10 protein-coding genes and 1 riboswitch are annotated in these 7,916 nt (G+C 60.0%); of the genes, 4 read left to right on the top strand and 6 right to left on the bottom strand.

What is annotated here, in order from left to right; genetic code table 11:
• Window positions 1-142 precede the first annotated feature (142 nt).
• Together JCM12296_RS30745 and JCM12296_RS30740 are read right to left on the bottom strand one after the other, a co-directional pair.
• Window positions 143-916 (bottom strand): DUF3450 domain-containing protein, encoded by a 774-nt coding sequence (locus JCM12296_RS30745; RefSeq protein WP_054701045.1) that lies wholly within the window; start codon window positions 914-916, stop codon window positions 143-145.
• A gap of 182 nt (window positions 917-1,098) precedes the next feature.
• A riboswitch (cobalamin riboswitch) is annotated at window positions 1,099-1,282 on the bottom strand.
• A gap of 72 nt (window positions 1,283-1,354) precedes the next feature.
• Window positions 1,355-1,852 (bottom strand): ferritin-like domain-containing protein, encoded by a 498-nt coding sequence (locus JCM12296_RS30740; protein WP_054701042.1) that lies wholly within the window; start codon window positions 1,850-1,852, stop codon window positions 1,355-1,357.
• A gap of 228 nt (window positions 1,853-2,080) precedes the next feature.
• On the opposite strand from JCM12296_RS30740, the gene JCM12296_RS37340 reads away from it, so the two are divergent.
• Window positions 2,081-2,848 carry a metal-dependent transcriptional regulator gene (locus tag JCM12296_RS37340; protein WP_083456679.1) on the top strand — a complete coding sequence of 256 codons (768 nt, stop codon included), beginning with the start codon at window positions 2,081-2,083 and terminating at the stop codon, window positions 2,846-2,848.
• Window positions 2,849-2,975: 127 nt separating this feature from the next.
• Here JCM12296_RS37340 and JCM12296_RS30730 read toward each other — a convergent pair whose 3' ends face one another.
• Window positions 2,976-3,761, bottom strand: coding sequence for an AMP nucleosidase (locus tag JCM12296_RS30730; RefSeq protein ID WP_054701038.1), 786 nt, complete (start codon window positions 3,759-3,761; stop codon window positions 2,976-2,978).
• 156 nt (window positions 3,762-3,917) lie between these two features.
• On the opposite strand from JCM12296_RS30730, the gene JCM12296_RS30725 reads away from it, so the two are divergent.
• Window positions 3,918-4,499, top strand: coding sequence for a glycerol-3-phosphate acyltransferase (locus JCM12296_RS30725; protein ID WP_054701036.1), 582 nt, complete (start codon window positions 3,918-3,920; stop codon window positions 4,497-4,499).
• A 10-nt stretch (window positions 4,500-4,509) separates the two neighbouring features.
• Here the strand turns inward: JCM12296_RS30725 and JCM12296_RS30720 are convergent, their stop codons facing one another.
• Genes JCM12296_RS30720 through JCM12296_RS46360 form a run of 3 tightly spaced genes read right to left on the bottom strand, consistent with a single transcriptional unit; the run spans window position 4,510 to window position 6,462 of the window.
• Window positions 4,510-5,403, bottom strand: coding sequence for a DMT family transporter (locus JCM12296_RS30720; RefSeq protein WP_054701032.1), 894 nt, complete (start codon window positions 5,401-5,403; stop codon window positions 4,510-4,512).
• Between the two features lie 16 nt (window positions 5,404-5,419).
• Window positions 5,420-6,184: a radical SAM/SPASM domain-containing protein gene (locus tag JCM12296_RS30715; RefSeq protein ID WP_054701029.1), complete on the bottom strand. Its 765-nt coding sequence runs from the start codon at window positions 6,182-6,184 to the stop codon at window positions 5,420-5,422.
• Window positions 6,181-6,462, bottom strand: coding sequence for a radical SAM protein (locus JCM12296_RS46360; RefSeq protein ID WP_246805167.1), 282 nt, complete (start codon window positions 6,460-6,462; stop codon window positions 6,181-6,183). The genes JCM12296_RS30715 and JCM12296_RS46360 overlap by 4 nt, the downstream gene beginning before the upstream one ends.
• Before the next feature lie 351 nt (window positions 6,463-6,813).
• On the opposite strand from JCM12296_RS46360, the gene JCM12296_RS39220 reads away from it, so the two are divergent.
• Both JCM12296_RS39220 and JCM12296_RS30700 read left to right on the top strand, forming a co-directional pair.
• Entirely contained in the window at window positions 6,814-7,029 is a 216-nt protein-coding gene (locus JCM12296_RS39220; RefSeq protein ID WP_157068042.1) for a hypothetical protein, read from the top strand.
• Window positions 7,026-7,916 (top strand): acyl-CoA synthetase family protein (locus tag JCM12296_RS30700; protein WP_157068041.1); only part of this gene is annotated, 891 nt, incomplete at its 3' end. The genes JCM12296_RS39220 and JCM12296_RS30700, both read left to right, overlap by 4 nt.

The raw sequence follows: 7,916 nt of genomic DNA, 5'->3' as shown, positions 1-7,916 counted from the left end.
TTTTCCGCCGCCGCTTTGCGGACCAGCGCCGCCTTGGCTTCCTGGGCCTGAATCTGAACGGCCCGCATGTCTTCGGCCCGGGCGGGAAGCGCCGTAACCAGTGAAACGAGCAGGATTGGCAGGATACGTCGGATCATTGGCTTCATTGGCGCACCAGCCTTCCCAGCGGCAGGTTGAGCAGCTCCACCGGCTTGCGTTTGGCGGCGATATCGATGGCGGCCTGAATATCCGGGTTGTGCGTGGCGGGGAGCGCCTGCCAATCACCGCTGGCGACGTTGTAAACACCGCAATGGCGGCGATCCAGGCTCTGGTAGAAAAGGCTGATCCGGCCCAGCCGGAAGATATCGACCAGCACGGGCTGGCCATCGAGGGAAATGCTTTCCTGGTAGGTCTCGATGGTGACGCCGTACTCGGCCTCCACGAGAAGGGCTTCCATCACCTTGCGGTATTTCTCACTGAGCAAGACATCGGGATCGCCCATCATGCTCTCGAGGCGGGCGATGCGCGTCTCCCGTTCCGCCTTCAGAAAAGGACTGCCCCCGGCAACGGAGGTCTTCAACACCCCGATCGTCTCATTTAGGAAGGGTTGGATGCGGGTGGCGATCTGGTCGATATCGGCCAGTTGTTTCTCTTTGGCGGCAATCCGCTCACGGGCCTCGGCGATGGTCTGGCCAAGCGCCTCCTTTTGGGCCTGCAGCTGTGATTGTGCCGCCTGCAGCGCCTCGAACCGGGCGTTCAAGTCCGCTTTGTCCTCCCGCCACTTGGCCTCGGCGCGCTGGGTGGCTTGCCGGGTGTCGATGGATTGGCGCACCGGCTGTTCGATGCGATTCTCGGTGTCACCGGCCAGCGCGATCACCGTTGTGGGAAAGAAAAGCAAGCTGGCCAAGATGAAGAAGCGGATCCTTTTCCTGCACATGGGCCAATCTCCTGAGCCATTGTTGATGGACACGTCAAAAGTCACATTTCAGACAGATGGTGACCCAGGGCCACCCTGTAAGCAAAAAAAAATCCCGGACCGTAAAAAAATACGATCCGGGATTTCCCAGTTTTATCCGCAGATGAGAATTCAGATGATAGGAACGCTGCCGTCCACGCTGCGTTTTCCCATATGCCCAGGCAGGTCTTCTGACTTTCGGATCATCCTACGACTGCGTCTTCCCAGCCTTTCGGCCAGTGACAAGGTGCAGCATTCGTCCCCGATTACAGCGGCGGGCCCATCCCTGACTTGCACAGGGTTCCCTATTAAGCTCAATTTCGAGCGCCTGAACTGCATGCATAAATAGCCGAGTGGATGAAAATGTCAATAGGGAATTGGTTGCGGCGCCGGATAACCGCATTGGGACCGATGCCTATTCTAAAACGGCCAGAAGCCGCTGTCGTTCCAGATGCGTTCCTTGAGTTCGGTGTCGATGGCAGCCAGAAATTCGAGGTGCTCCTTTTCCCAGTCGGCCAGCCACTGATAGAGTTTTTTCTCTTCCGGATCCTGGGCGCTCTTCGCCCGGCCGGCGTACAGGGCGATGGAGCGCTCTTCCATCAGCATGGCCGCCGAGATGGCCGCCGCTTCGAAATCGGCCGCGGCAATCCGCCCCTTGACCTCCGGGGTCAGCACGTTCTGGGAGAGGGTTCCCGTATCGGCCGTATCCGGGGCGCTGAACCGACCGGTTTCCTTGACCGCCTTGTACTGATCGGAAAGGATCTTGACGTGCTGGACCTCCTCATCGGCCATGGTTTCGAAAAACCCCTGCACATCCGCGTTGGTAGCCTGGCTGGCCGCCATGCGGTAGAATGCTTTGCCGCGTTTCTCCAACAAAATGGCGTTTTTAAGAATATCCAGGGTGCTGTTTTGCGTCATCGGTTCCTCCTTGGTGATTTCAATCACGCGCAGCTATATGCGCCGGCGGCCGGGATTATGGACACGCCATGTTTTTAGGGGAGCCAAAATCGCCTTGACACGCTTTTGGCTCCCCATGTACTATCCAGAAAATGGAATGAATCCTGTGATGGCAATTGGGTGATGCCCGCAAAGGATGCACCGGCAATCACCGGGCCCGCCCAACGCCTTTCGAACATAAGGGATGACATGCCGAAAAGCAAGCCGCTGAGCGCCAACATGGAAGATTACCTGGAGACGATCTACCACATCGTCTCCGAGAAAAAAGCCGCTCGCGCCAAGGACATCGCCGTCCGCATGTCCGTCAACAGCGCGTCGGTCACCGGTGCCCTGCGCCTGTTGGCCGAAAAGGGGCACATCAACTATGCCCCCTACGATGTGATCACCCTGACCCCCGAAGGCGAAACCCTGGCCCGGGACATTGTCCGCCGCCATGAAATCCTCAAGGATTTTTTAACCAAGGTGCTGGATGTGGAGGAGGCCGAGGCCGAGGAAAACGCCTGCAAAATGGAACATGCCATATCGCCGGGCATCATCGACCGGCTGGTGCGGTTCGTCGAATTCATCCAGATCTGTCCCCGCGGCGGCGAGGAATGGATCGGCGGTTTCCGCCAGTTCTGCGAACGGGACGATGCCTTCACCGGCTGCGAGAATGCCATTTCCAAATGTCTGAACGACTTGAAACGACGTCAGAAACACTTCCAGGAAACCAAGCGTGAGGTCATCACCCTGGACAACCTGGCCTCCGGCCAGGTCGCCCGCCTGATCCGCGTCAAGGGCAGGGGATCCATCGTCGATAAGCTCAAGGAACTGGATATCACCCCGGGCAGCATCATCGAACTGGAGGCGGTTTCCGGCAGCGATGATCGGGTCAATATCAAGGTTCGCGGCTACCACCTCTCCCTGCGCAAAGACGACTTCTCAAAGATCGAGCTCGAAGTTCTCCCCCCGTCCTGACCCGACGAATTCGAAAAAAGCCCGAGATCAAGGCTTGCGAATCCTTAAGGAGGGAGGCGTACTTTGGCGTACGCCGCAGTGACGAAGGATTCGCGCAGGCGCCGATATCGGGTTTTTTACGAATTCGTCACCATTCGCTGTGCAGTTGCCGTTCCACATCCGACCAGCGCGTCCTCAGGTTGGCGATGGCATCCAGGGCAATGTCCAGGTGGGTGTCCATATGCTTCTTGTAGATCTCATCGTGCAGTTTCTTGTCCTTGATTCCGCGCCGCTGAAGGGGCATGTCCGACACCAGCATGATCGAACCGATGGGGACTTCGTAGCGATAGGCCACCGCATAAAGGGTGGCCAGTTCCATCTCGATGGCCAGGATCCGTTGACGGCGCAGGTAATCGACAAATTCCTCGTCAAATTCCCACAGGCGACGGTCCGTGGTATAGACGATGCCGCAACGCGGCGTCAGCTTGTGGGCTTTGACCGCGCCAATGCAGAGCAGGTTGACCGACATGGCCGGCTGGGCGGGAAATTCCACGGGCAGGTAGTGGCGGCTGGTGCCCTCACCCCGGATGGCGGCCGTGGGCACGACAAAATCCCCCACCTCCAGGATATCGTCGATCCCCCCGCACATCCCCAGCATGACCACCGTCTTGAGGTTGTCCAGATAGGCCAGCCCATTGACCACCAGGGCCGCCTGGGGTGAACCGATGCCAAAATCGATCATCGTGCAATCCAGCTTCGGCGCATTGACGATGCGGAAATTGTTTTCGTGCATCTCGCAACCCGTGCGATCGGCGAAGGCCTTGATGTACTGTCTGAAATTGGTGATCAAGATATGACCACAAAACTCCTCCAACTTGCAGTTGGTGTAGCGCTCCAGTGTCTGGCGGATGTACTCGTGTTCTTTAAGTCCCATCGTCACTCCCATCCCTATGCAGGGTTGTTGCCGGGCCGCCTGGCCCCATCGATGCCCTCGCCGGCGGACTTGACGGCACCGGGATCGTCGGATAGTAAGTTGCAATTATAAGGGATATTGGCTGAAATAGCCATTTCTTAACCGGAAAGCCATTCAATGAAAATCCTGCCGCCCCTTGTCGTCCTCTTTGTTGCCGCCTACGTGGCCGGCTCGGTCAATTTTTCCATCCTGGCATTCCGCTTCACCGGCCGGGAGGATCCCCGTCGCCACGGCAGCGGAAACCCGGGCGCCACCAACGTCTACCGCCAGGCCGGCCCGGCCTGGGCCGCCGCCGTCCTTTTGCTGGACATGCTGCGAGCCATGGGGATGGCCTTTCTGGCTGTCCATTGGCTGCCCCTGGCCCAGGTCCCCTGGGTGGGCCTGGGACTGGTGCTGGGCAACCGGTTCCCCTGTTTCCACGGGTTCAAGGGCGGCAAGGGGGTGGCCAACTACCTGGGATTCTCGGCCCTGCTGGCACCGGCCTGGGCGGGCATCGGCGGCCTTGCCTGGGGCGCCGTCTTTCTGGTCTGGCGCACCCCGTTTCTGGCCTCCTTCGCCCTGGTGGCATGCCTCGCGGCAGGCACCCTGTCCCTTCCGGGAATGCGTTGGCCGGGAATGGCGGGATGCCTGGCCACGGTAATTTTTATCGTCGCCTGCCATCACGGCAATATCCGCCAGCGCTGGGGCCACCACGTCTAACAGGACGATATCAGCGCCCCTTGCGGGCGGTCAACACCGCATTGGCGCCGAAAATCAGGAGCGCTCCCAGCCATCCGCCGGGTCCCATGGCCGGATCGGCCGCCAGCCAGGGACCCAGCAGCGCCGCCAGGAGAATGCGGGTGGAAGAGATCACCCCCCCTTCCACGGCGGTGACATAGCGAAACCCCAGGGTGATAAGGAATTGCCCGACAATGCCGGCCCCGCCGCACAGCATCAGGTAGTAAAACTCGGTGGCGTTGGGCCAGGTGATGCTGCGGTGGGAAAAGCCGTAGATCAACAGCGTCCCCAAACCGAACATGTAAAACAGAACCGTGTTGGCATCGTTATGCCGCCGGCTGAGGTTCAGGCAGAACATGGCACCGGCCGCGCTGACGGCCGAACCGATCCCCCACAGGCTGTTGAGCCCCAGCCCGACACGTTCCGGCCGCAAGATGAGCCATATTCCGGAAAACGCCACCCCGACCATCAACAGGGCCACCGGATCGCGCTCGCTGCGCAAAAACACCCATGACAAGATGGCAATGAAGATGGGGTAGGTCATGTTCAGGATATTGGCCTCGGCCACGGAGGTCAGGCGCACCGCTTGATAGAAGCAGAAGACGGCGACGCTGTTGCCCACGGCCCGCCCGACGAGCAGGTCATACCGCTTGGGCCGCGGTCCCTTTCCCTTGATCAGCATGACCCCGCAAACCACGAAAAAGCCGATCAGGAAGCGAAAAAAGGCGAAATAGGCCGAATCGATGGCCACCACGCCTTTAGACCAACGGATGACCACGGTTGAAAAGTAGAAGCAAAACGCCGAGGCGAACACGGCCAGGCAGCCGAGAACACCCGACATGGCGTGGGAACGGGTTTTTACCGGTGGCAGCAGGATATCGGACATGAAGGGATCGTCAATCTCAAGACGCGTGGCAGCGCCAGCACAGGGGATCGGACGCCAGGTAGTCGCCGGTGATCTGATAGGCGGCGCCACGACACCCATAGCAGCCATCGGCTTTTTCACAATTGCGACAGGTGCCCTTGATCGTCTGGCGGTAGTTGCGTAGATCCTCGAGAACCGGGCTGGTCTGGATGATCTGTTGTAGTGTTTGGGTGCGGATGTTGCCCAGTGGCAGGGTGACGCCCACGCAAGGTGTTACGTTGCCACTGGCGGTTACCAGGCAGGAAAATTGGTGACGCAGACAGCGATTGCCCACCAGCGGCGGCTGAATTTCCCAGACCCGGCCGTAACGCTCCCGATCGATTTGACAAAGCGTTTCAAAGACCCCCCGGAGGTGTCGGATCCACGGAAAGCCACGGGTTCTGGTTGGCACTGCCCTGGGGGGTAATGATTTCGAAATAGGGCGCGATGCCTGATCGCGCAGCCAACACCACAGATGGGGCAGTTCCGGAAGATTGGGGCGGCAGATGATGGTGCTGATGGCCAGAAAGGCCTCGTCCGAAGGATAGCCCGCCGCTTTCAAACGCTCCAGGGCGGAGGCGATGAGGCCGGCGGCGCCCTGGCGGCCGGCCAGACGATCCTGCAAGGCCGGGTCGAAGGTGTTCATCTTCAAGACCACCCGGACCCGGCGGGCGTAAAGCCATCGGGCAAAGTCGGCGCTGATGCCGCTGCCGTTGGTGAACATCTCCACCGCCATGCCGAGACCCAGAATAAAATCGATCATCTCCCGAATCCGGGGATAGATACTGGCTCACCGCCGAGAATGATGATGCGCCGGGCGCCCAGATCCCGGGCCTGGACCAGGACGTCGCGAATCTCCTCAGGGGTCAGCTCCGTATCCAACTCCCGCTGGGTCGGAACGTAGCAATACGGGCAGCGAAAATTGCAGCGCAGGCTGAATTCGATCTCCATGGTTAGAAGACGCTTCTCTGAGGCGGCACGGGCAATGGCGTCCCCATCGACCTCGAACTCACGCAATCGGTTGTTGATGCTGCACGCCATGCATCGGTCCTTTCCGGGTTGATTGTGCCGCGCTTTGAGATAAATGGCCAAGCTATTCAAAATCAACTCGCGTGTCAAGCCGCCACGCCATGGGCACACGATAACCGTGTATTGACATTTGACATTGCTCGAACCAAGACAATGGGTTTCTGGAATACCTTGACCCGGATCGTCGGCTGTATTAACGAAACGGTTTTTGCTCCGCGGAGCCATTCGATCGAAGACATCGTGTTTAAGATAATGTTTTTGGCAAGGCCAGAGGGAGGAAGCTGTATAAGCCATACCGCGACGACCGATAACGCGGCCCAAAAACATTATCTTGAATACGATAGAAAGGAATCGTCACCCCTGATGGCAACATCCCAAATCCCCCCGGAAGCCCAAGACCCGATTTCGGTGCTGATTTCCCGGCTTTTGGCCGGCCCGGCGCGACCCGGCCAGGCGTTCACCCTGCCCGGCATGACTTACGGCGCGCTGTATGACATGGCCAGGCGTTTCAAAGCCTGTTTTGATACGGTGGGCGAAAACCGCTTGCCGGTCTGCATCGCCACGGAGGACCGCGCGTGATCGCCGCCGCGCTGCTGGCCGGCTTGTCGGGCGGCCCCGAACTGCTGATCCCCCACACGCTTGCCCCCGGCACCCTGGCGGCCCTTTACCGTCGCACCGGTTTTACCGATGCCATCTGCACCCGCGACGATCTGCTGCCGACCGGCGTCACCGCCATCGATCCAACGGCGTTGGAAGACCCGGCCGAGACCCTGGAGACCGATGTCGCGCCGGACCCCGAACGCCTGTGGGTTTGGCTCACCAGCGCCGGCGACGCCGATGAAAAGCCGCATCTGTGGTCCAAAACCGCCCGCAACCTGCTCGGCGAAGTAGACGGTTTGGTTAACCGGTACGACATCAACAGTGGCGACCGGATTCTCTCCACCCTCGCCCCCGTCGACACCTTTGGGCTGATTTTCTCCCTGTTGCTGCCCTTGGCGGCAACGGCCCGCGTGGCTGCTGCACATGCAATTACCGCAGCCGACCTTGCGCAAGGCGTCGAGGCCATATCCCCGACCATTCTCGTAACGGACCCGAGCCATGAGGTGGCCCTGTTCAATGGCAACCTGGCAAAAGGCAGCCTGCGCCTGGCCTTCAGCACCGTGACACCGACACGCCCGTCGGCCGCGGCGAAGATGAATGGAGATAGGGGAATCGAGCTCGTGGAGATCTACGGCACCCCGGCGACCGGCAGCATCGCCACCCGCCGCCGGACCCGGGGAGAGACAACCTTCACGCCCTTGGACGGCATCGCGTGGCGTGTGGCCGGCGGGATTCTCGACGTCCGGTCACCGTTTCTTTCCAAGGAATTGCCGATTCGCGACAGCGGCTGGTTCAGCGTGGCCGGACGGGTCAAGGCCGACGGCGACAACGGGTTCACCCTTGTCGAGCCCCCTATGCCGGCGCCG

Origin of the sequence: Desulfosarcina cetonica JCM 12296, assembly GCF_001311845.1 — a bacterium.
In the GTDB taxonomy this organism is placed as follows: Bacteria; Desulfobacterota; Desulfobacteria; order Desulfobacterales; family Desulfosarcinaceae; genus Desulfosarcina; species Desulfosarcina cetonica.
Note: the sequence above shows the minus strand (reverse complement) of the source record. Positions and strands in the feature narration are given on the sequence as shown.